The sequence below is a fragment of the Algoriphagus sp. SE2 genome (genome assembly GCF_039563885.1).
GTDB lineage: Bacteria > Bacteroidota > Bacteroidia > Cytophagales > Cyclobacteriaceae > Algoriphagus.
This window is the reverse complement of sequence record NZ_JBCLWJ010000009.1, coordinates 16,737-39,299: the sequence shown is the minus strand read 5'-3', so window position 1 is coordinate 39,299 and position 22,563 is coordinate 16,737. Positions and strand designations below refer to the sequence as shown.

Below are 22,563 nucleotides of genomic sequence, written 5' to 3'. Positions count from 1 at the left end.
TAAAACGGAGGGTTTAATTATGCCTTAAAATTAAAAATAAGTATATGTTTTTTTGAAAAGTTGGTTCTATTACATACTAAATTGATAGAATTAGATTCATTTTTTGGTTTGTCCCCTATCAATAAAAAATTATTTTTGCGAGCAGATTATGAATAAACTATGAATAAGAAACCAACACTTTTAGTATTAGCTGCCGGAATGGGGAGTAGATATGGGGGGAACAAACAAATTGATGGGTTTGGGCCTAATGGAGAAACGATTTTAGAATATTCTATATATGATGCGATCCAAGCTGGTTTCGGCAAAGTGGTTTTCATTGTTAGAAAGGAGATTCTGGAAGAGGCTAAAGAGATCTTTATTCCTAAAATGGGAGGGAAGATAGAAGTTAACTTTGTAGTTCAATCTTTGGATAGCTTTGTTCCAGAAGAATTAAAGCAAGCTGATCGTAAAAAACCATTTGGAACTGCACATGCTGTACTTTGTGCAAAGGATGCCATAAAGGAACCCTTCGCTGTAATCAATGCAGATGATTTTTACGGTAGAGAGGCTTTTATCGAGGTTGGAAAATTTCTTTCTAATAAGGTAAAACCTGATTTGAATGCTATGGTTGGTTATGCCATCCAAAATGTGCTTTCTGCAAATGGAACTGTCAGCAGAGGTGTCTGCGAAACGAATGATAAAGGCCACTTGGTTGGTATGGTTGAGCGTACAGCTATAGCTCGAGAAGGAGATAAGATTTTGAGCAAAGGGGAAAACGAAGTTTTGGAAATAGCTGAAAACACACCTGTTAGCATGAATTTCTGGGGTTTTCACCCAGATGTTTTTGTTGAAATTAAAAAAATGTGGGATGAATTTCTTCCTGCAAACTTGGATAACTTGAAATCTGAGTTTTATATCCCCACTGTTGCCAATAATCTGATTCAATCTGGAAAATCTGATTTTGAGATTTTAAAAGGAGGAAAAGTCTGGTTTGGAGTAACCTATACCGACGATAAACCGGTGGTGATTCAAGCACTAAAAGAATTACATGATGCTGGGGAATATCCAGCCAATTTATGGGAATAATGAAAGAGGCTTCGGCCTCTTTTTTATGAAATCACCTTTCCTTTTTCCAAGCTGAAAAAAGCAACCTCTGAGTCCAGTTCATTCAAAATCTTCTTTGATCGTTCTGGTCGGGCATCTGTCAAAAATATTTGCCCAAAAGTATGTTGAGAGATAAGCTCCATCATTTTGGCAATCCTTAAATCATCCAGTTTGTCAAAAATATCATCAAGCAATAAAAGAGGCTTTTCCCCTTTCCCTTTTTCGAATATTTTAAACTGAGCTAATTTCAGAGAAATAATAAAAGACTTCTGCTGGCCTTGACTTCCGATTTTACGGATCGGATGATCTCCGATAAGGAAGTTGAAATCATCCTTATGTATTCCAGCATTGCTGTTTTTTGTGATCAAATCCTTTTTCCGAACGCTTTTAAAATATTCCTGAAAATTATCTCGTAGTGCTTCGGTGTCATAAATAATACTTACATGCTCCCGCCCTTGAGAGATATCGGCATAGTGACTTTGTAAAAGTGGCGCAACTTCTTGGAGTAATTCATTTCTTCTTAACGAAAGAGTGGCACTTAAGGAAATTAACTCACTATCATAGCTGTCCAATAGTGCGAAATCCCTTCGTCCTGTTTCTGCAAATTGCTTCAGCAATGCATTTCTTTGTTTTAAAAAATGATGATATCGAATTAGCTGATGGAGGTAATTTTTATCCAATTGCGATAAAAGTCCATCAAAAAATTTCCTTCTGCCTTCACTTCCTCCCTTGATCAGGTCGGTATCATCTGGAGCAATTAGAACCAAAGGAATCAATCCTACATGCTCGGAGGTTTTGTCTAAAGCTTTTCCGTTTTGATAAATCAGTTTTTTCTTTCCTAACTCTACCGTGCATCGGACTTCAAGAGGTTTTTCCAAAAGTTCAAATTGACCCTTAATCGCGAAAAAATCTTTTTTGTGCATTACATTTAAGCTGTCACTGGATTGAACTGCACTTTTTGTAAGAGAGAGATAGTGTATTCCATCCAATACATTGGTTTTTCCACTCCCATTCAATCCAGCAATGCAATTTATTTGAGGAGAAAATTCAAGCTTAGTCTTCTCATGATTTTTAAATTGTAATAGCTCCAGGGACTTGAGGTACATGAGTTTGGGGAATTATTTTGGTCCTAGCCTGATTTTTAGGTCGGGATGATTATATTTGAGGCCTAAAATAGCATATTTTGATCATTACGATATGGCAAAGAAAACTGCAGCGACCAAGTCTAAAGTAAAATATTCGAAAGAAACCTATTCCTATTGGTATGAGAGCATGCTGTTAATGAGGAGGTTCGAAGAAAAAGCGGGACAACTTTATGGTCAACAAAAAATCAGAGGATTCTGTCATTTATATATTGGACAGGAAGCTTGTGCATCCGGAGCAATTACAGCTTTGACAAAAGATGATAAATGGATAACAGCTTATAGATGTCATGCGCATCCACTAGGATTGGGAACTGATCCAGGAGCGGTAATGGCAGAGCTTTTCGGAAAAGCAACAGGTACTACCAAAGGTAAAGGTGGCTCAATGCACATTTTTGACAAAGAAAGGAATTTCATGGGAGGTCATGGAATCGTTGGAGCTCAGGTTCCGATGGGTCTCGGTATTGGCTTCGCAGAAAAATATAACGGCACAAAAAATCTTTGTATTACTTATATGGGTGATGGGGCAGTTCGTCAAGGAGCTTTTCATGAAGCAATGAATTTGGCTATGCTTTATAAAACACCTGTAATTTTCGTGATAGAAAATAATGGATATGCCATGGGTACTGCTGTTAAGAGATCATCCAATGTAGATGATTTGTCAACACTAGGTGAATCTTATGACATGCCTTCTTTCGCAGTAGATGGAATGAATGTGGAGGCAGTACATGAGGCAGTAGCTGAAGCAGCGGAAAGAGCTAGAAGAGGTGATGGTCCTACCTTACTTGAGATGAGAACCTACCGCTACAAAGGACACTCCATGTCTGATCCTCAGAAATACAGAACTAAGGAGGAAGTGGAAGAGTACAAGCAGCGTGATCCGATTGAACAAGTTCTGTCTACCATTAAGGAGAATAATATCCTGACGGAAGAAGAAATTTCAGAAATTGTTGATCGGGTGAAGAAAAAAGTGACTGAAGCAGTGAAATTTGCTGAAGAATCCCCTTGGCCTGATGGAATGGATGCTTTCAAGGACGTTTACGTTCAGGAAGACTACCCATTTGTGATGGAATAAATCGAAAAAAAGCATTGATCAGATAGCCATGAAGTTATAAATGCTTCATGGCTTTTTTATTTGGCTTTGTGTAATTCATAAAAAGCGTATATTTGCGGTCGAAATTTGAGTATCATGGCAACGAAACAATCTAAAAAAGTAAATCCTCATCATCAGACTGATCTTTTGGAGAATCCAGAAGAAATCGCAGAAAGGTTAACCAGAGGCGAAGCTTTTTTAAAGAAGAACAGTAAAATATTAGCAGGGGTCTTGGGAGCTGCAATCATTTTGATTGGTGGAATTCTGTTTTTCCAATTCAATACCCAGAACCAAAATAAGGCTGCTCAGGCAGAAATGTTTCAGGCAGTTTATTATTATGAGCAAGATTCAGCAGAATTTGCTTTGAACGGTGATGGAATCAATCCTGGGTTCTTGTCTATTTTGGAAGAGTATCCGAGAACTGATGCTGCTAATTTGGCACATTTCTATATCGGCTCTATTTATCTTTCTGAAAGAAAGTTTGAAGAAGCAATATCAGAATTAGAGCAATTTTCTTCTGATGATTACTTGATCCAGGGGCAAGCTTATTCTTTGATAGGTGATGCATATTTGGAATTAGGTAATAATGATCAAGCTATTTCTTTCTTCAAGAAAGCGGCTTCTTACGAACCAAATAAATACTTTACACCTAAGTATTTAGCCAAATTGGCGGTCGCATATGAAGAAGCAGGTCAGATCCAAAATGCAATAGATACGTATGGTGAGATCGAAGAAAAATATTTTGAATCTTATGAGTTTTCTGCAGCACGAAAACACAAGGCTCGACTAGAAGGCCTTGCTGCTCAATAATGCTGCTCTAAAAGCATACTAAAGAGAAGAGTAAGGCCAATAGTCTTACTCTTTTTTTGTTTATACAATTAAATTATTTGTTAAAATGGCAACTTCCTTAAAAAGCCTAAGCGATCATTCTTCTAAAAATATAACAGATATCAGTTCCAAAACTTTTGGAATTATTGTTTCTGAATGGAATGAAGAAGTGACAGAAGCACTTTATTCTGGAGCTATCCAAACTTTGTTACAGCATGGAGCAAAAAAAGAGAACATCATCCGAAAAAATGTTCCTGGTTCGTTTGAGCTTTCTTTAGCGGCGCAGTGGCTGGCTCAAGAGGAAAGTATCGATGCCGTTATCTGCTTGGGTTGTGTGATTCAAGGTGAGACGAAACATTTTGATTTCATATGCGATGCAGTAGCACATGGAATTACAAATGTCGGACTGAAATATAATAAGCCAGTGATTTTCGGAGTACTGACTCCTAATACTCAACAGCAAGCCTTGGATCGTGCAGGAGGAAAGCATGGCAATAAAGGCGATGAAGCTGCAATCACAGCAGTGAAAATGCTAGGATTCTAATACCCCCTTTCAAACCTATACAATTTACCCTTTATGAAATCAAGCATTATAACCTTCTCCCTGATTGAGGAGGAAATACTAGATGCGAGATTCCATGTGACCAATTTAAATCTATTATAACACATGAAAATCATGAAATTCGGAGGGACCTCAGTGGGTCGCCCCGAGCGAATGCACCAGGTAAAAGACCTGATAACTAGAGGTGATGAACCTACTATTGTGGTTCTTTCAGCACTTTCTGGCACTACCAATGCCCTTGTTGGGATTGGCGAAGCTTTAGCAACTGCCGATAAACCCTTGGCGAAAGAAAGAATAGATTCACTTCATGCACATTATTTAGTATTCTACAAAGAGTTATTGAAGACTGATGAGGCCCGCGAAAAAGCCGAAAATATTATAAAAGAGCATTTTGAGTTTTTAAATATTCTCCTGAAAATTTCTTTTAACGAGGCCATTAACAGGGATATCTTAGCTCAGGGAGAATTACTTTCTACTAAGCTCTTTTATACACTTTTGGAAGAATTAAATATTCCGGCAGTGTTCCTTCCAGCTTTGGATTTTATGAGTATCGATGAGAATTCAGAACCTGAATTAGGTAAGATCTCTGAAAAGCTGAAAGCGATTTTGGCAGAGAATGCAGGCGAAAGAATATTCATAACACAGGGTTATATCTGCAAAAATCATAGAAATGAAGTTGATAATCTGAAGCGTGGAGGAAGCGATTATACTGCTTCTTTGGTTGCTGCAGCTATCCAAGCGTCTGCTTGTGAAATCTGGACAGATATTGATGGGATGCATAATAACGACCCAAGAATTGTAGACAAAACCCGTCCTATTGCTGAGATGTCATTCGACGAAGCGGCCGAGCTAGCTTATTTCGGAGCGAAAATTCTACACCCAGCTTCCATCTGGCCAGCACAATTATATAACGTACCTGTAAAATTACTCAATACCATGCAGCCTGAGGCTCATGGAACGTTGATCAAAGCTGAGGTTGATGCGATTGGTGTAAAAGCGATCGCTGCCAAAGATGGAATTACAGCAATTAAAATTAAGTCTAGTAGAATGCTTTTGGCTTATGGTTTCTTAAGAAGAGTTTTTGAGATTTTCGAAAAGTACAAGACGCCAATTGACATGATCACTACTTCTGAGGTGGCGGTGTCAGTGACTATTGACGATCTGAGTCATTTGGATCAAATCTTAGCAGAGTTAGATACTTTAGGGTCTGTAGAAGTAGATAGAAATCAAGCGATAGTCTGCATTGTGGGTAACCAAATCTCTGAAACCAAAGGAGTAATCAAAGCAGTGATGGATTCTCTGGAAGATATTCCTGTTAGAATGGTTTCTTATGGAGGAAGTAGACACAACGTTTCACTACTTGTAGATGCGAATTTTAAAAATGCAGCTTTGCAGAAATTGAATTCAGGAGTTTTTTCCTGGTAAAAAAATAGAGCCGGTTTTATGCCGGCTCTTTTATTTAGAAGCATTCTGACTATTTTTGCTTATGTCAAAACCAAAAGACCGCCCTGGTTTCCTTCATAGACTTCAAGCCAAGTGGCAATTGAAGAGTATTTTTCAGGTGGTCATGGTATTGATGGTTTTTGCTTGTACCGGTTTTACCATCCTTTTTATTAAAGCACCGATCCTTGATTTTTTTGGAGTGGAAAAAGGGGGCTTTTGGAATACATTTCTTTATCTCCTATTAGTGTTGCCCCTTTATCAGATTTTCCTGCTGATTTATGGGTTTCTTTTTGGTCAGTTTAATTTCTTCTGGGAAAAGGAAAAGCAGCTTTTCAAACGAATAACCGGCTTATTTTCAAAGAGAAAATAATCAGGAAATCCTGCTCCAGTTCACGGCAGTTTTCTTTTGTTGCTTCACTTGCCTAAGTACTGGGGCGTTTTCCGGTAAACTCAAACTAGGATCTTGTGCTAATAATTGCTGGGCAGCATCTCTTGCCAAAGTCAAAATCGGAGCGTCTTTACTCAGATCTGCAATCAGCAAATCCGTTATCCCACTTTGTTGGGTGCCCATCAAATCTCCAGGACCTCGAAGCTTCAGATCTACATCAGCGATTTCAAATCCATCATTCGTCCGAACCATCGTTTCCAATCTGACTCGTCCTTCTTTGGATAGCTCGTATTTGCTCATCAGGATACAATAGCTTTGCTCTGCGCCTCTTCCCACTCTTCCTCTCAGCTGATGCAATTGTGAAAGTCCAAATCTCTCCGCATTTTCGATTACCATTACCGAAGCATTCGGAACATTCACTCCAACTTCGATGACGGTAGTAGCCACCATGATTTTGGTTTCTCCTTTCACAAATCGCTGCATTTCGTAATCTTTGGCTTCCGGCTTCATAGAGCCGTTCACGATGCTGATCGGGTAGTTGGGAAATGCCCTGGAAATACTTTCAAAGCCATCCATGACATTTTTTAAATCCAATGTTTCAGATTCCTCGATCAATGGATAAACAATGTAAACCTGTCTTCCTTTTTTGATTTCCTCATTGATAAATCCAAAGACTTTTAGACGGTCCTTGTCATATCGGTGAACTGTCTGGATAGGTTTTCTACCTGCAGGTAATTCATCAATGACCGACACATCCAAATCTCCGTAGAGCGTCATCGCTAAAGTTCTTGGAATTGGTGTTGCAGTCATCACCAAAACATGTGGGATGAATTCTTCATTTTTTGCCCACAATTTTGCCCGCTGAGCTACGCCAAAGCGGTGCTGCTCGTCCACAATGGCCAACCCAAGATTTTGGAATTGTACCACATCTTCTAAAAGAGCATGCGTTCCAATTAGGATTTTTAATTCTCCAGAAAGAAGTTTTTCATGGATAACTTTCCGCTTGGATTTTTTTACTGAACCTGTCAGGATTTCAATTTCCATACCCATCATATCAGCATATTCCTTGAGTCCTTCGAAATGCTGATTGGCCAAAATCTCTGTTGGCGCCATCAAACAGGCTTGAGATCCGGAACCAATTGCGATCAACATGCAAATAAATGCTACCATGGTTTTACCACTTCCCACATCACCTTGAATCAGGCGGTTCATCTGCTTTCCAGATTTCATATCAGCGAAAGCTTCCCGAATTACCCGTTTTTGAGCATTAGTCAGTTCGAAAGGGATGTGATTTTGATAGAAATCTGTCAGTAATTCCGTGTTTCCAAGGGGTTGACCTCTGAATTTTTCTGTTCGCGTTACTTTCAGCATCAATAGCCTCAACTGAAGAAAAAAGAATTCTTCAAACTTCAGACGTTTGCGGGCCCGATGAAGTAGCTCTGGTTTACTAGGGAAATGAATTTGTTGGATCGCTTCTTTTTTACCGATCAATTGATATTGATGAAGGGTTTCGGCTGGAAGTGTTTCCTTGATATGAGGAAAACAAGCCTGTACCAGCACTTCCATGATTTTGGAAATCCCGTGGGAATCCAGAAAACGCGCTCTTAACTTCTCAGTAGTGGAATAAACCGGCTGAAAATTATTTCGCTGTTCATTTGCTGAACTTAACGGCTCCATTTCCGGATGTGCTATACTCCATTTACTTCCATAGCGGGTAGGTTTGCCGAAGAAAATATAAACAGTTCCTGCTGGCAACTTTTTCTGAACCCATTGGATGCCCTTAAACCAGGTCATTTCCATTTCCCCTGTCTCATCTGCGACATGGGCTACCAGCCTTCGTTTGTTTCCGACTCCAATGAGTTCTATTTTTCGAATTTTTGCGATGATCTGTACATTTTCAAGACCAGGGTTTAATTCTCTTATTTTAAAAAACCGGGTTCTATCCTCGTATCTGAAAGGATAATGTTGAATGAGTTCCCCATAAGTAAAAATATTCAATTCCTTATTGATCAGTGCCGCACGCTGTGGGCCCACACCTTTTAGAAATTCAATTTTTGTGTCAAAAATACCAGACAAAAGGGATTGCGATTAGAGAAGAAGCAAATTAAAACCAGGATGTTCAATTGCCAATTTATATGACAAGAAATGTCAAGGCTCAGCCGATTAATCCTGTAATCTTACTCCAGATATTTTTTAACTGAGATCTTTGCTCTTGTTGACTTTTTAAAAATATCATTTGGTTTTTGGCTCGATGCAAATTCTGAAGTGGATAAGCCACCTTATAGTAAATATTACCTTGTAAATGGTCTGTCAAAAAACGAAGCCCCATAATACAAGTCATTACTTCTCCGGCAATCAATAGTGATTTAGCCTCTTCATTGGTTGCCATGTCACGAACACCTTCCCAATATCCTTTCAACAATTCTTCAAAAATCTCAGGTCTATGGACCAGATTGCCCCAGTTTTGACTGGTTTCTACCTCCGAACATGCGACGGTCCTGATCAGGTCACCAAAATCATATAATAAAAGCCCACCCATCAGTGTATCCAAATCAATAATTGCCGCTACTTTTTCCAAGTTTTCTTCGAATATCAAGTTATTGATCTTTGTGTCGTTATGAGTGATTCTTTTTGGGCAACTGGTTAAAAATTCTTTATAGGATTCGACTAGCGTTTTTTGACTAAAATAGTAATCCAAGATCTCTTTTTCTTCCTTTCCTAAAGAGCGTTCTTCACTTGCCGCTTTTTCCAGATTTTCAAATCTCCAATCAAGTCTATGGAATTTTGGGATGGATTCCTTCATTTCTGAAGCTGGAATATCTTTAGCCCATTCAGCAAAAACGCCATAAGCTTTTGCAGCCAGGCAGGCTTGATTTGAATTTTGGATTTCCTGTAGTGTCACTCCTTTAACGAAGTCAAAAAGACGATAAAGTTTTCCTTCGAAGTTTGTCAATGAATCTCCGGAATTATTCAGTCGAGGAAGTGGTAGCGCAAAAGGGAGTTTGGAAACATCTCCTTTTTCTCCCATGATAAAATGATTGTGGGCGATTCTCTCAGGGTACTTAAAAACCGAATTATTAAATTCCTGTAAGATGAATTTGGAATCTGGGCTTTCTATCAGATAAGTGCCATGGATCAAACCTGATCCAAATGTATGGCACTGGTAACTTTTTCCTTCTAAAAAGCTGTACTGCTTTAGAATAGCTGAGATCTGCTCCATTTTCATCCTGCAAAGCTAATTCATCTCAAAAAATTAAAAAGTTCGAAACAAAAAAAGCCGACCTAATGGCCAGCTTTCCTTGGATTTTTTTACTGTTAATTTTGATATATTGTGATTTTTCCATCTCCTTCTGAGCTCACGATGAATAAAGCACTGTTTGTTGGGCTTTCTTCCGCAGGAATAAATAATAATCCTTCTGGAGCATCATGACCACTTTCACCGATTCCGGAAATTTCATCCAACACCTGAAGAAATCTCAAATTAGAAGGGCCATTCAACTGATAGACCATAATAGCGTCAGATCGTTCCAAGCCAATAAATACTAACATCTTTCCATTCACATATCCGATTTCAACTCCTTCTGGCTCCACACCTTTGTTATCACTTCTTCCATCATCAAAAAGACTTGGATTTGCTGCATATAAGTCTGCAGCCAAATTCGGGTAGTCACGTATTAAAGCGCCAGTGCTGCTATCCCAAATAGAGAAGGATCTACCACCAATTCCATAGATCATATCAAAATCACCGTCACCATCCACATCACCTTTACTGGTGGTGGTATATCTTCCCAAATTCTCATCTTCTAGTAGCCACTCTGCGTTTGGGAATGCAGTTGGATCCAGAGAAAGATCTTTTCCCCATTCTTCCTCACTGTACCCATCATAATCTCTTGTGTCACCTTCATTTGCAGTGATCAGGTAGTTCGTTTTACCCACTTGGAAAGACTCTATCGCGTCAGGCATGTAGTATGCAAGAATTGGCCAGTTTTGGAAGTTGCCATCAATATCATCTCTATCACTTACATCTATCTCATTTCCTTCAAGCATGTGATCTTTTAGACCAACTGGGAAAATATCAGTAATAGATTTCGTGTTCAGATCTACCTTAGCTATGCCGCTATTTTCCTGAAGGGTCACTCAAGCAAAATCCGAAGATGGATCAATGGTAAAATATTCTGGCTCGATATCTTGGGCGAAACTTGCGTTTGGGCCAAAAATTCTGAATCCATTTTCTTCTAAAGCAGCTTGCTGGCTTTCAAAAGGAGAAAAGTCTAACGTTGTGACCTGAAAAGCTATTTGTGTGTCAATAATCGAAACTGAACCTTCCGGGTCGATGGTATATTCATCATTTGGCTCCCCTTCATTTGCAGAGACAAGGTATCTTCCATCAGGGCTAAAAAGGCACCAGATCAGGCAAAGCACCTACAGTAACATTTGCAATTGGAGAGGATAGATCAGAGGTTTTATATACCACAATAGACCCGAGATCGGTTTTGGTGAAGGCTTCAATTGCCATCGCCAGCATCCCATTTTTGACTGCCGCCGAGTTAACACCACCTCCAAAAACTGAGATGTCGATTGGGCTTTTGACAAGAAGATTTTTGGGGTCAGAAAAATCTATCACATCCACTTGTGATAAGCCTTCGCTGTTATTCACAATGAAAAGCTGATTTGTAAGCGGATCAAATGCAGCAATTTCTGCTGCTGCTTCTCCACCTATTTTGAGGCTACTGATTTCTTTAAAAGTAGCGTTGACTGGTCCTGGTGCAGAGATCCTTTCTCTACAGCTGAATGCCAAAGCACCAACTAAAAATACGAGGCTAATTTTTTTCATTTCATTTTAAGATTGATGAACAATTTTTAAAAATGAAATTACTTTCCTCCTTTCAGATGCTTGGCAGAAAGGTAATTATGATTTTTTTATACAAAATGTGAAAAAAGTCCTGAAAACTTCATAAGTAATTAGCTTTGAATTAATTTGAAAAAGTAGACTTTGGAGCTGAGACATTGGTCAAGGAGATAAAATTCAATTTGAAAACACTAATTTTTTTCTTTTTACCGCTAAATCCTGCCAATATTATATTTATATAAAAAAAAATTAAATACATTAGTGAAAAATATTAATAAAGTTCTTTTCATTTATGAAAAAAATGAGAGAAACTTAATTTAAAAACTCAGAACTATGAATGTAACAGCCATAGATTGGGGCATCATTGCCGCCTTCTTTGTCATTTCACTTTTGATTGGACTATTCACTGCAAAAAAAGCCGGATCCTCCGCAAAAGAATTCTTTCTCTCAGGAAGAAATATGCCATGGTGGCTGTTGGGTGTATCCATGGTTGCGACTACTTTTTCTGCTGATACCCCAAACCTGGTCACGGATATAGTTCGAAAGAATGGTGTTGCTGGAAACTGGGCTTGGTGGGCATTTCTTCTTACGGGAATGCTTACAGTTTTTGTTTATGCAAAGCTTTGGAGAAGATCAGAAGTTACGACTGACTTGGAATTCTATGAGCTGAGATATGCTGGGAAAGGAGCTGCATTTTTAAGAGCTTTTAGAGCGCTCTATTTAGGAGTTTTCTTTAATGTGGTTATTATGGCTACGGTTTCTTTGGCAGCAATTAAAATTGGAGGTGTAATGCTAGGACTTAGCCCTATTCAAACCTTATTAATAGCCTCCATAGTAACGGTTGTGTATAGTTCATTAGGTGGTTTGAAGGGAGTACTCCTCACAGATTTTTTCCAATTCTTCATTGCTTTGATTGGCTCTTTTGGAGCGGCATATTTTATACTTGACCTACCTGAAATTGGCTCATTGAGTAATTTGCTTGCTCATGAAAATGTGGCAGAAAAGTTAGATTTCTTTCCGGATTTTGATGATCCAAATATTTATGTTCCTTTATTTATCATGCCAATAGCGATTCAGTGGTGGGCAACTTGGTATCCTGGTGCTGAGCCTGGAGGTGGAGGGTATATCGCACAGCGAATGCTTTCTGCAAAAGATGAAAAAAATGCGATGGGTGCAACTCTTTTCTTCAATATTGCACATTATGCCATTAGACCTTGGCCATGGATATTGATTGCATTGTCCTCCTTGGTAATCTTTCCAAATATTTCAGATTTACAGGCTGCTTTCCCAGATATTCCGGTTGATAAATTGGGTGACGATTTAGCTTACTCTGCTATGCTAACCTACCTTCCAACAGGTCTGATCGGAATTGTTTTGGCATCTTTAATTGCTGCGGTGATGTCAACACTCTCCACTCACTTAAATTGGGGGTCTTCCTACATCGTAAATGATTTTTATCTGAGATTTTTAAAACCACAAGCCACGGATAAAGAGCTGGTTGCAGTAGGAAGGATTTCTACTGTTTCTTTGATGGCGCTCTCAGCAGTCTTGGCTTTGGCACTTTCTTCTGCTTTAAACGCATTTAATATCTTACTCCAAATAGGGGCAGGCACAGGATTGATTTTTATTTTAAGATGGTTTTGGTGGAGAATTAATGCATATACCGAGATTTCAGCGATGGCCATTTCATTTGTTGTGGCAATCTTCTTTGAAGTAATTAATCCAAAAGTCAACTGGATTATAATCCCTGAACACCAAGCTTATTTAAAACTTATATATAGTGTAAGCATTACAACATTAGGCTGGCTACTTGTCACTTTTCTAACTCAACCGGAGAAAGATGAAGTATTACTTTCATTCTACCGAAAAGTAACTCCAGCTGCATTTGGATGGAAAAAAGTTTTGGATAGATATCCTGCAGAGAAGCAAGTTATTGGTCAGCTGCCAAAAGAAATTGGATTAATGGCCATAGGCTCTGTAATGATTTATGCTGCTTTATTCTCTACCGGATTTTTTATTTATGGAAATGTCCTAAGTGGATTTATTGCAGCCGCTGTTGCTATCGCAGGCGGTGTCTTTGTAATAAGTTCTTGGAAAAACCTAAAGTAATTATTCTATAAATTTTACGGAATTCATCAAGTGGGCCATGTCCACTTTGATGTATTCTATCACGGGGGCGAGAGAATCATTTTTCATGGCAGTGTTAAAATACAGAGCCCCTCTAAGAAAATTTTCTGTTGAGTCGGTAACAAAAAACTGAAATTGAGTTGGGACTTCTCCTGTCAACTCTGCGATTACACCAGTATACCCTTCAGGAGTTAAAGCCACAGACTCCTGGATTCCATAGGCCTTAATCTGATGCTTTGCTGTCAGCTGAAAGGCATCGTTTGAAAGCTTTTTAAAACTAACATCTCCTCCTATTTTTTTATAGGTTAAATGGACTTTAGCTCCAAAATCCACATAGTGTAAATTAATCCAGTCATTCTCTTTAATATTAAAAGAGTCAGCTTCAACTTGACTATGAACAGAATATTCAAGCTGGTATGGATATCCTTCGGCCAGCTTTTCAAAATCATGATCAGGGAGATCTATCCTGTTAAATCCGGGTGGTTTTGGGAGGTAAGTTTCTCCACAAGCTGCCAAACCTAATATTACAGGTATAATCAAAAGAAATTTCCGCATGCTTTAAAATTAGGTAATAGGTTTGAATTGATAGGAGAATACATGAAATTTAACAAAAGAACAAAACTGTAAAACCCATGAAAAAGTTAGTACGAATATTCTCAGGAGCAATTTTCGCTTCATTTTTGATGCTTGCAGCTGGAGCTGTCAATGCGCAAACCACAATGGAAGAGTATATGGTCAAGTGGGATAACGCCAAAAAATACACACTTGATATTTTGGACAAAATGCCAGATTCAGGTATGGATTACAAAACTGATGCAGGAGCAATGACTTTCAAAGAACAAATTCATCATGTTGGAAATGCTATTGTAGGGATCTCTCAGGGATTTTTGAAAGGAACCGATCCAGGATTTGAGATCAATCTAGAAACAGCCTCTAGAGCAGAATTGGCAGCATATGTTGGTAAATGTTTTGATTATGGTAAGAAAACCATTGCTGCTTTGTCTGCACAAGATGCAGGTGAAAAACTTGAGGTTTTTGGTAATACTGTATCAAGAAGACAAGTTGCAGCATTGTTGATGGACCATACTTCCCATCACAATGGATCTGCGGTGGCTTACATTAGAACTCAAGGTGTAGAGCCTCCTGCATACGTTGGCTTCTAAATTCCTGAATTAATAGGATTTAAAAAGGCCGATCATTTGATCGGCCCTTATTTTTATTCTGTAATCCAAGCTACTTTTTCTTCCACGGAATCTCTTTTTCCTGCTGGCCAATTGTCTGTGGCAGGTTTGGCAAGATAAAAGAAGCCCATAAGCATATCTTCTCCTTCAAGTCCAAAGTCTTCTCTTGCTTCTGGCCAAAAGGTTGGGCCACCTGTTCCCCAATAGGCTGCGAGACCATGAGCGGAAGCAGTTAAATACATGTTTTGAACAGCCATTGCTACTGCAGAAATCTCCTCCATAAGAGGAATTCCTTCTGATCTTTTCATTAAAATAGCAATGACATGAGATGCTTTCTGTGGATTGTTTATGAACTTTTCATAAGTAGCTTCTATAAATGGAGTTCCATTTTTTTCTGCTCTCATTTTATACATCTCTGCTTGATACTTCCCAAATTTTTTAAGACCATCACCTTTATAAACTATAAATCTCCAAGGTTGAGTGAGTTTATGCGTAGGAGCCCATCTGGCATTCTCTAGCATTTCTTCAATAATGCTATCCTCTACAGGGTCATTTTCTTTGAATTGGGCAACAAACATGGATCTGCGTCCACGGATAATTTTATTGACTTCTGCTATGTTGAAATCGGGTTTCTGCATATTGATTTATTTATTCTTTATTACAAATCGAAATTTAGAGCTTATAAGTTCACAGTTTATAGAAGGTTTTATTTGGTCATCTTGACAATGAATTCACGGATGTCTTTAGCTAATGCATCAAAATCTTCCTGACGGTTATACATCATATGTCCAGCTTCGTAATATTTCATCTCAATCCTTTCTTGTGGAAAGTTATGTCTTGCAAAAGTATATTCTGCATCAAAAAATGGAGTGATCAAATCATAATAACCATTAGCAACCATGACTCTCATTGCTGTATTTCTATGCATCGCTTCACTTAACGATCTAGCGGTACTTACATACTGTGGTTCCCAATACGATCCATCCGGTACAGGTTTCCAATTCCAATTCCCGTCCATTCCCACTGAGGAAGTGTAGTATGGTCTTTCAATTATTACTCCTAATTCACGCGTTAAGTAATCATTCCAAGTTGCAGTATAAGCAGCCCCTGTCATATAGCTACTAGGGTCTCCTAATACAGGTCCTTCAGCTGCTTTATCAGTTTCTGTCGCCAAATATCGGCCATCCAAGGTGCCTATAGCTTTCCCTTGATCACGTAATAATTCCTTTTTGAACCTGTGCATCAGGATTTGATTGTCTGATCTAAGGATGAAATCCTTGTCTAATCCAGTGAAGTAAGTCAGCTTATCAGCAATACTTGATTTTTCACTCTCAGATTGTTTCTCTCCTTTGTATAAAGCCGTCAAATAATCACCATATGCAAAGTTCCTCGCTTCTTGGACAAATTCTTCCAAAGTTTTTCCTTCACCAGCTCTTTTATGATACCAGGCGGTCGCAGCCATAGAAGGCAAATAGGTGAAAAATGAAGTCAAATTATCTTCCCAAGAGGAAGATCCTGCGTAATCCAAGGCTTGTGAAATTAAGACTATTCCATTGATGGCCATCGTCTGACCACCACCTTCCAAAACTTCAGCAATTTTCGCAGCTCTTGTGGTTCCAAAGCTTTCTCCAGCTATAAATTTAGGAGCTTGCCATCTTCCGTTCTTAGTCACCCAAATTCTCATAAATTGAGCGATGGAACTAGCATCTTCATTGAGTCCCCAAAAATCTTCATTTTTACCAACACCTTCCACTTGGCTGAAACCTGTTCCAACAGGATCAATAAAAACCAAATCTGTAATGTCCAACAATGCCTGAGGATTATCCACAAAAGTATAGGGAGCTGAGCCATCATCAATTTTGGCTCCAGAGTCGGTTTTTACCACCTTAGGACCAAAAAAGCCCATATGTAGCCAAACAGAGGCTGAACCTGGTCCACCATTAAAAATGAAGGTAACAGGTCGTTTGTAGGAATCGACTCCTGATCGAATGTAAGAAGTACTCCAAAGTCCTGCGGTTACTTCGCCTTTGGAATTTCGCAGGAATGTTTCACTAACTACTGCTTTGTAATCGACTTTTTGCCCATTGAAAGTCCCAGTAAGTGATTTTTCAAATTTTATGGGATCCCGGGTTACTTCCTTGGTCTCGCTAGTTTCTTCTTGAGCAAAAGCTGAAAAGAATAATGCCAGAAAAAATGGCAAAAAGTAAACTGTCTTTTTCATGATTGGTGGATTTTTTGGAACTGAAATTTACGCTTAATAATTGAATGCCACTTTTAGCCCACCATACCAATTTCTTGTAGGCGCAGGCTGGTAATATCTTCCTCCAAAGGGATTGAGATCATTTCCCAAGGAGTAGCTTTCATCCAGTAGGTTGTCTACTCCTCCAAAGACTTCTAGTTCCCATGCTTTTCCTATCCATTTTGCCCATCCAAATCTCAAGTTCACCAAGTTATAGGAATCCTGATAGACTGTATTTGCATCATTTAGTGGAATTTCATCTGTGAATTGATGGGTGAGATTTAAGTAAATACCGGGTGCAGTACGCACATCAATTCTACTTACTAATGTGTTTGGCGAAACACCTGTGAGATCATTTCCGGAATAGTCGTTATCTCTTTTTTGATAGTCTTTAAATTTAAAATAGTGTCCTGTAAAAGCTGTACCAACTTTCAGATCTCTTATAAACCCTGAATAGTTTTTAAGTAACGCGTAATCTATTGCTATTTCAATACCCTTTTGATTGGTTGAACCTGCATTTCTAAAAAGAACGACTCCTTGCTCATTGGTATAGGTTGTAATCGTTTGTTTCAGTTGAAAATAAAATGCTGTAGCATCAATATTAAGTCTTTCTTTACCCAAGCGATATCCGATTTCAGTATTTAGACCTTTTTCGGCTTCCAAGTCTAGATTCAAGCTGCCTTCATTCGTTCTTACCTCATCAATAGTTGGGGGTGAAAAACCACTGCTTAAACTGGTAAAGACCGAAGAGGAAGAATTTAGTTGATAATTGAAAGCTAATCTAGGGACCAGAATAGGATCAAATTTTCTTTTTTGCAATCCCAAGGGACCACCTGCAGCATCTATCTGTCTGTCAATTTCAAAACTCGAAAAATTTTCGCTAAGGCCTAAAGTAATAAGTAGTTTTTCACTTCCTTGCCACTCCGCCTGCTGGAAAAGGAATCCTTGGGTAGCTCTCAGTTTATCCACAAAACGAACAGTATCTGCAACGCCTCCTCTGTTCCCAAAGTTTTGAGCATCTGTAAAACTCGTCTGATATTCACCTCCTGCAATGATTCTTAAATCTTTTCCTCCTAGTTGCGTATCAAAGTTGAATTTGCTTCGTCCCCCAAAACCGAATCCTAATTCCTTTTTATAGTCCAGATTAAAAGGATTTTCAAAATCATTTGTATTAAGATAGAGGACAGTATTGTTGTTGATTCGATTAGAAAACTTATATAAATGCGCAAAGGAAGCAAATACCGATTGCTGGGAAATGGAGCTATTTTGTGCTACCGACCCAGGCCTTGCTTGTGTAGGATCTTCAGCCAGCTGATCTGCATTTAAACCACCTGGAATTTGATAATTCAGGTCAGAAACTAAAAACTGTGTTCTTATTTCCTGTTTATCCGAAACAGAAAAGTATCCCCCCAATTGAAATACTTTTCTATCCATAGCTGACTGTTCTCTGTAGCCATCAGATTTTTGCTGAACAAATGAAGCATCAAACCCACCATTTCCAACTTGTTGTGATACCCCAAGCCTGAATCGACTCATTCCAAAACTACCAGTCATATAATCTGTGCTGATTCTTCCTCCTTGAGGATCCGCTTTGCTTGCCAGATTTACTACTCCGCCATTTCCTGCACCATAAATACTTCCCGAGGGTCCTTTGATCACTTCTGCGGTACGGATGTTTGTGAGATCGAGTAAATTCAATGCTGTTGTTCCATCGGGAGAGGTAAACGGCACATCATTCCAATAAACTTTCACATTTCTAACGCCAAAAGGAGCTCTTAAAGAACTGCCACGAATAGAAATTCGATAGGATGCAGGAGCTCTTTCTTCAATCCGGATTCCAGTTTTGGTGTTAAAAGAATTGACGATTGATGTTTCATTGAAGCGGTTAAAATCCTGCTCCGTGACTAAAGCAATAGAGGCTGATTGTTCCAATAGTGGTCTTTCCGACTCAAAAGCTGAAACTGTTATTTCCGAAAGGGATATTCTTACAGGAATTAAAGCAACCTCATTTTCTCCCGGGCTAAAATTATTTTCAAATAATTCATAACCCTCTCTTGCAAAAGAAATTACAATTGGTTCTTCAGAAGGAATGGATATTTTTCCTTCGGCATTTGTCTGAAGGATTGGTGTACCATAAGCTTTTACCCGTACATTCTCCAATGGTAATCCAGTCCTCTGGTCAATTACTTTCAATTGGATTTGGGCACTGAGGTTTAGACTCAAAAGGAAAACTAGTAGCGCTATTGCTTTTTTCATAGTGGAAAAATAAAAGGAAACTTGCAGAGATAAGGAAGAATCTTTACCAAAGGTTTAAATAGATTCCTTTTTTTCTAAAATCTTTTTGAACACTTGAGACTTATCACTTGGCTTTGTTTGGAAATTCAGGTGAAAAAAGATATTTTCTATCGTTTTTATACCTGGGCCAAAATCCCTACATGGTAAAACAGATTAAACCCGAATTACCCGAGAAAGCCTATGAAATTCCGAATCCCTTTTTATCTAGGGTTTATTCTTCTATTTGCTTGTCAAAATAAAGAGCAACAAGAATATGATCCTGATTCATTTATTGATCCAGAACTTTTCAAAGATCATATTCGAGTCACAGATTATCAAACGCCAGAAGAGGAAATGGCAGGATTTCATTTGCCTCCTGGTTTTGAAATAAATCTATACGCTTCCGAACCTGATATTACCAAGCCTATCAATATGGAGTTTGATGATCAGGGGAGGCTTTGGGTGACACATTCCATTGAATATCCTTATGAAGCTTCAACTGGGTCGGGTACGGATAAAATCACAATCTTAGAAGACACGAATGGAGATGGAAAGGCCGATAAATTCACGGACTTTGCAAGTGATCTAAATATTCCAATTGGTATCATGCCGGTGAAAGGGGGCGCAATCGCTTACAGCATTCCCAATATTTATTTTTTTAAAGACACAAATGGAGATGATCGCTACGATGAGAAAAAAATCCTCTTGGGGCCTTTTGGGCACGAAGACACTCATGGGATGATCAATAATTTTATGCGGGGAATTGATGGTTGGATTCATGCTTCTCATGGTTTTCGGAATACTTCAAATGTGGCAGGGGCAGATGGAGATAGTATTCACATGACTTCAGGGAATACGTTTCGCTTTAAGATAGATGGGAGCCGAGTGGAGCAGACGACTTATGGAAGGGTTAATCCGTTCGGATATGCAGTAGATGATTTAGGGTATGTCTATTCAGCGGATTGCCATTCTATGCCGATTTACCAAATCATCAATCAAGGTGAATATCCACATTTTGGCAAGAAAGCTCCGGGGTTAGGGTTTGGCCCTCAAATGATGGATTATCAGATTGGTTCCACAGCTCTTTCAGGATTGGAATATTACACCGGATTGGATTTTCCTGAAGAATACCGGAACAGTTTTTACTCTGGAGATGTGGTAGCCTGTCGGGTGAGTAGAAATTCGGTAGAATATATGGGTTCTACACCTCAGGCGATCAAAGAAAAAGATTTTTTAGTCAGTGAAGATCCTTGGTTTAGACCTGTGGATATCAAAATTGGTCCTGACGGCGCCTTATACATTGCGGATTTTTACAACCGAATTATTGGGCATTACGAAGTGCCTTTAGATCATCCGGGAAGGGATAGGAAAAGTGGAAGAATTTGGAGAATCACTTACAAAGGTGATTCGGGAGAAAAAATAGATTGGTCTCAGGCAACCATAGATGAGTTGATAGAAGGATTGGGAAGTGAGATTTTTCATCATCGAGTGTTGGCTTCGAATCGTTTGGTAGATTATTCTGGCGAAGACGCTATTGCACCGATGAAAGAAGTTCTGGCAGAATCGAAATCCAATTCAAAACAAAAAGTCCATGCACTTTGGGTATTGAAAAGATTGGATAATCTAGGCTTTGATGAGTTGCGTAAAGCAACGGAAAGTCAAGATCAAGAAGTAAGAGTTCATTCCTTTCGGATTTTGGGAGAGCATCCTACTTTGGAAGAAGAGTATAAAAAGCTGGCTTTAGCAGGACTTAAAAATCCAGATCCGCATACGCAACGTGCGTCGGCTGATGTGTTGGTAAAGCATCATGATCGGATGGATATTCAGCCTTTGATTGAAGCAGTTGAAAAAACGCCAATAAATGATTCCCATTTGAAATATACCTTGTTGATAGCATTGCGGGATCATCTCAGGGAGAGTGATATCCTAGATCAGACAGTGGCCAAAAACTGGAGCACAGAAGATGCGGCGGTGCTGATGGATGCTATGACAGATGTGCCATCATCCAAGGCTTCTGAATTTATTTTTACCAATCTCAAAACTCAGAATCCAAGTCATGATCGTACCGTTGCCTATCTGGAACATGTGGGCAGATATATTCCTGAAGAGCAACTCAATCAGGCTATTTCTTTTATTCAGGAGAAGTTTAAAAATGATCCTGCTGCTCAATATTCCTTGTACCAAACCATACAGTCTGGAATCGGTCAGCGTGGAGGGGATGCGGGTACCAATCAAATGAAAAGTTGGGCAATATCTTTTGCGGGTGATTTTCTGAAAAATCTGGAAAAGAAGCCAACAGGCATCAAAGATCAGCCTTCTGCGCATGCAGATGAAGAATATGAGTATTATGAGGAGATAGCAAGACAGCAGGTGTTTGCGACAGAAATTGCAAGGGAAAACAAACTGAATTCCTATGAACCTGGACTTCAAGATTTATTCAATTCCTCCTGGGCAAAAAATCGTCCCAGAGCAATGGCTGCCCTGGCTCTGTTGGATTTAAACCCTTCAGAAAATGTGGGTTTGATTGAGAGCATACTTTTGGACAAAGATGCTGATCCTGCTTTTCGGGAAGAATTAGCGAGAGCGATAGGAAGTTCAACTTATTCCGGAAGTTTTACCATGCTTAATAAAGCGCTTCGAGAAGCTCCAACTGGACTTCAAGTGGCAATAGCAACGGTATTTGTGAATTCAAATGAAGGAAGAAATAGTCTTCTTCAAGCTGCAAAAGATGGGATAATTTCACCCCGAGTGCTTTTGGATAGACGCGTGAATGAACAATTACTATCGAAAATGAATACGGCTCAATCTCAGTCTTATGAAGCTTTAACGAGTGGAATGGCTTCGGTAGTTGAGGAAAGACAAGAACTGATTGATGCTCGATTGGCAAGGTTTGTACCTAAACCTGACATCGAGAAAGGGAAGGCAATTTTTATCAACACCTGTACGGTTTGTCATCAAATAGAAGGTCAAGGAGGGATTATTGGTCCTCAATTGGATGGGATTGGAAACTGGGGAAGAAGGGCTTTGACCGAAAAGATTTTGGATCCGAATAGAAATATTTCCCAAGCTTTTAAAACTTATACCATTACCAAACAGGGTGGAGCTGTGCTTACTGGCTTGTTTAGAAGAGAAGAAGGTGAACAGGAAATCTATGCAAATGCAGTAGGGCAGGAATTCACTGTGACCAAAAAGGATATCAAGGATAAAAAAGTATCCCAATACACACTGATGCCTGATAATTTTAATGAAACCATCTCAGAGGATGATTTTGATGCCTTAATTGGGTTTTTATTGACTCAAAAGTGATTACCAAACGGTTTGTTGGAACCCCAATGTTTTATTCAGGATAGTTAA

At 39.0% G+C, this 22,563-nt stretch carries 19 protein-coding genes; 9 read left to right on the top strand and 10 right to left on the bottom strand.

The features are described from left to right. The first annotated feature begins 159 nt into the window (after positions 1–159). Entirely contained in the window at positions 160–1,065 is a 906-nt protein-coding gene (locus tag AAGF08_RS11985) for a sugar phosphate nucleotidyltransferase (protein WP_343511412.1), read from the top strand. 23 nt (positions 1,066–1,088) lie between these two features. Here the strand turns inward: AAGF08_RS11985 and AAGF08_RS11980 are convergent, their stop codons facing one another. Next, positions 1,089–2,189, bottom strand: a complete 1,101-nt coding sequence (locus tag AAGF08_RS11980; protein ID WP_343511411.1) for a DNA replication/repair protein RecF — start codon at positions 2,187–2,189, stop codon at positions 1,089–1,091. A gap of 91 nt (positions 2,190–2,280) precedes the next feature. Between AAGF08_RS11980 and pdhA the strand changes: the two genes are divergently transcribed. The 5 genes from pdhA (at position 2,281) to AAGF08_RS11955 (ending at position 6,521) form a co-directional block, all read left to right on the top strand. After that, positions 2,281–3,300 (top strand): pyruvate dehydrogenase (acetyl-transferring) E1 component subunit alpha, encoded by a 1,020-nt coding sequence (gene pdhA / locus AAGF08_RS11975; RefSeq protein ID WP_343511410.1) that lies wholly within the window; start codon positions 2,281–2,283, stop codon positions 3,298–3,300. Between the two features lie 114 nt (positions 3,301–3,414). Next, a complete protein-coding gene (locus AAGF08_RS11970; protein WP_343511409.1) occupies positions 3,415–4,128 on the top strand; it encodes a tetratricopeptide repeat protein in 714 nt (237 codons plus the stop codon). 85 nt (positions 4,129–4,213) lie between these two features. Further along, positions 4,214–4,690 (top strand): 6,7-dimethyl-8-ribityllumazine synthase, encoded by a 477-nt coding sequence (ribH, locus tag AAGF08_RS11965; RefSeq protein ID WP_343511408.1) that lies wholly within the window; start codon positions 4,214–4,216, stop codon positions 4,688–4,690. 123 nt (positions 4,691–4,813) lie between these two features. Then, on the top strand, positions 4,814–6,133 hold the full coding sequence (locus tag AAGF08_RS11960; protein ID WP_343511407.1) for an aspartate kinase: 1,320 nt from the start codon (positions 4,814–4,816) through the stop codon (positions 6,131–6,133). Positions 6,134–6,194: 61 nt separating this feature from the next. Next, positions 6,195–6,521: a DUF6787 family protein gene (locus AAGF08_RS11955; RefSeq protein WP_343511406.1), complete on the top strand. Its 327-nt coding sequence runs from the start codon at positions 6,195–6,197 to the stop codon at positions 6,519–6,521. Here AAGF08_RS11955 and recG read toward each other — a convergent pair whose 3' ends face one another. The 5 genes from recG to AAGF08_RS11930 all read right to left on the bottom strand — a co-directional run bounded on the left by recG (position 6,522) and on the right by AAGF08_RS11930 (position 11,373). Beyond that, a complete protein-coding gene (recG, locus tag AAGF08_RS11950; protein ID WP_343511405.1) occupies positions 6,522–8,615 on the bottom strand; it encodes an ATP-dependent DNA helicase RecG in 2,094 nt (697 codons plus the stop codon). 79 nt (positions 8,616–8,694) lie between these two features. Further along, positions 8,695–9,759, bottom strand: a complete 1,065-nt coding sequence (locus AAGF08_RS11945) for an aminoglycoside phosphotransferase family protein (RefSeq protein ID WP_343511404.1) — start codon at positions 9,757–9,759, stop codon at positions 8,695–8,697. A 95-nt stretch (positions 9,760–9,854) separates the two neighbouring features. After that, positions 9,855–10,676, bottom strand: coding sequence for a hypothetical protein (locus tag AAGF08_RS11940; protein WP_343511403.1), 822 nt, complete (start codon positions 10,674–10,676; stop codon positions 9,855–9,857). Beyond that, positions 10,677–10,961: a hypothetical protein gene (locus AAGF08_RS11935; RefSeq protein ID WP_343511402.1), complete on the bottom strand. Its 285-nt coding sequence runs from the start codon at positions 10,959–10,961 to the stop codon at positions 10,677–10,679. Further along, positions 10,933–11,373 (bottom strand): hypothetical protein, encoded by a 441-nt coding sequence (locus AAGF08_RS11930; protein ID WP_343511401.1) that lies wholly within the window; start codon positions 11,371–11,373, stop codon positions 10,933–10,935. Before AAGF08_RS11930 ends, AAGF08_RS11935 begins: the two co-directional genes overlap by 29 nt. A 348-nt stretch (positions 11,374–11,721) precedes the next feature. On the opposite strand from AAGF08_RS11930, the gene AAGF08_RS11925 reads away from it, so the two are divergent. Further along, the gene (locus AAGF08_RS11925; RefSeq protein WP_343511400.1) at positions 11,722–13,497 is read left to right on the top strand and encodes a sodium:solute symporter family protein; all 1,776 of its coding nucleotides are present in this window, start codon (positions 11,722–11,724) and stop codon (positions 13,495–13,497) included. Here AAGF08_RS11925 and AAGF08_RS11920 read toward each other — a convergent pair whose 3' ends face one another. Next, positions 13,498–14,070 carry a gliding motility lipoprotein GldD gene (locus AAGF08_RS11920; protein WP_343511399.1) on the bottom strand — a complete coding sequence of 191 codons (573 nt, stop codon included), beginning with the start codon at positions 14,068–14,070 and terminating at the stop codon, positions 13,498–13,500. A 77-nt stretch (positions 14,071–14,147) separates the two neighbouring features. Here AAGF08_RS11920 and AAGF08_RS11915 point away from each other — a divergent pair, with 77 nt between their 5' ends. Continuing rightward, the gene (locus AAGF08_RS11915; protein ID WP_343511398.1) at positions 14,148–14,678 is read left to right on the top strand and encodes a DinB family protein; all 531 of its coding nucleotides are present in this window, start codon (positions 14,148–14,150) and stop codon (positions 14,676–14,678) included. Positions 14,679–14,731: 53 nt separating this feature from the next. Here the strand turns inward: AAGF08_RS11915 and AAGF08_RS11910 are convergent, their stop codons facing one another. The 3 genes from AAGF08_RS11910 to AAGF08_RS11900 all read right to left on the bottom strand — a co-directional run bounded on the left by AAGF08_RS11910 (position 14,732) and on the right by AAGF08_RS11900 (position 19,191). Next, on the bottom strand, positions 14,732–15,334 hold the full coding sequence (locus tag AAGF08_RS11910) for a nitroreductase (RefSeq protein WP_343511397.1): 603 nt from the start codon (positions 15,332–15,334) through the stop codon (positions 14,732–14,734). Between the two features lie 68 nt (positions 15,335–15,402). After that, complete coding sequence (locus tag AAGF08_RS11905; RefSeq protein ID WP_343511396.1) at positions 15,403–16,917, bottom strand: peptidase S10; 1,515 nt, start codon at positions 16,915–16,917, stop codon at positions 15,403–15,405. Positions 16,918–16,950: 33 nt separating this feature from the next. Next, the gene (locus AAGF08_RS11900; RefSeq protein ID WP_343511395.1) at positions 16,951–19,191 is read right to left on the bottom strand and encodes a TonB-dependent receptor; all 2,241 of its coding nucleotides are present in this window, start codon (positions 19,189–19,191) and stop codon (positions 16,951–16,953) included. 219 nt (positions 19,192–19,410) lie between these two features. On the opposite strand from AAGF08_RS11900, the gene AAGF08_RS11895 reads away from it, so the two are divergent. After that, the gene (locus AAGF08_RS11895) at positions 19,411–22,515 is read left to right on the top strand and encodes a PVC-type heme-binding CxxCH protein (protein WP_343511394.1); all 3,105 of its coding nucleotides are present in this window, start codon (positions 19,411–19,413) and stop codon (positions 22,513–22,515) included. The last annotated feature ends 48 nt before the right edge of the window (positions 22,516–22,563 follow it).

What these genes read in the sequence shown, in the direction of transcription:
- AAGF08_RS11920 (WP_343511399.1), bottom strand. Translation starts at nt 14,070, where the DNA reads ATGCGGAAATTTCTTTTGATTATACCTGTAATATTAGGTTTGGCAGCT.
- AAGF08_RS11925 (WP_343511400.1), top strand. Translation starts at nt 11,722, where the DNA reads ATGAATGTAACAGCCATAGATTGGGGCATCATTGCCGCCTTCTTTGTC.
- AAGF08_RS11895 (WP_343511394.1), top strand. Translation starts at nt 19,411, where the DNA reads ATGAAATTCCGAATCCCTTTTTATCTAGGGTTTATTCTTCTATTTGCT.
- ribH (WP_343511408.1), top strand. Translation starts at nt 4,214, where the DNA reads ATGGCAACTTCCTTAAAAAGCCTAAGCGATCATTCTTCTAAAAATATA.
- AAGF08_RS11905 (WP_343511396.1), bottom strand. Translation starts at nt 16,917, where the DNA reads ATGAAAAAGACAGTTTACTTTTTGCCATTTTTTCTGGCATTATTCTTT.
- AAGF08_RS11945 (WP_343511404.1), bottom strand. Translation starts at nt 9,759, where the DNA reads ATGGAGCAGATCTCAGCTATTCTAAAGCAGTACAGCTTTTTAGAAGGA.
- AAGF08_RS11900 (WP_343511395.1), bottom strand. Translation starts at nt 19,191, where the DNA reads ATGAAAAAAGCAATAGCGCTACTAGTTTTCCTTTTGAGTCTAAACCTC.
- AAGF08_RS11915 (WP_343511398.1), top strand. Translation starts at nt 14,148, where the DNA reads ATGAAAAAGTTAGTACGAATATTCTCAGGAGCAATTTTCGCTTCATTT.
- AAGF08_RS11930 (WP_343511401.1), bottom strand. Translation starts at nt 11,373, where the DNA reads ATGAAAAAAATTAGCCTCGTATTTTTAGTTGGTGCTTTGGCATTCAGC.
- AAGF08_RS11955 (WP_343511406.1), top strand. Translation starts at nt 6,195, where the DNA reads ATGTCAAAACCAAAAGACCGCCCTGGTTTCCTTCATAGACTTCAAGCC.
- AAGF08_RS11985 (WP_343511412.1), top strand. Translation starts at nt 160, where the DNA reads ATGAATAAGAAACCAACACTTTTAGTATTAGCTGCCGGAATGGGGAGT.
- AAGF08_RS11980 (WP_343511411.1), bottom strand. Translation starts at nt 2,189, where the DNA reads ATGTACCTCAAGTCCCTGGAGCTATTACAATTTAAAAATCATGAGAAG.
- AAGF08_RS11910 (WP_343511397.1), bottom strand. Translation starts at nt 15,334, where the DNA reads ATGCAGAAACCCGATTTCAACATAGCAGAAGTCAATAAAATTATCCGT.
- AAGF08_RS11960 (WP_343511407.1), top strand. Translation starts at nt 4,814, where the DNA reads ATGAAAATCATGAAATTCGGAGGGACCTCAGTGGGTCGCCCCGAGCGA.
- pdhA (WP_343511410.1), top strand. Translation starts at nt 2,281, where the DNA reads ATGGCAAAGAAAACTGCAGCGACCAAGTCTAAAGTAAAATATTCGAAA.
- AAGF08_RS11970 (WP_343511409.1), top strand. Translation starts at nt 3,415, where the DNA reads ATGGCAACGAAACAATCTAAAAAAGTAAATCCTCATCATCAGACTGAT.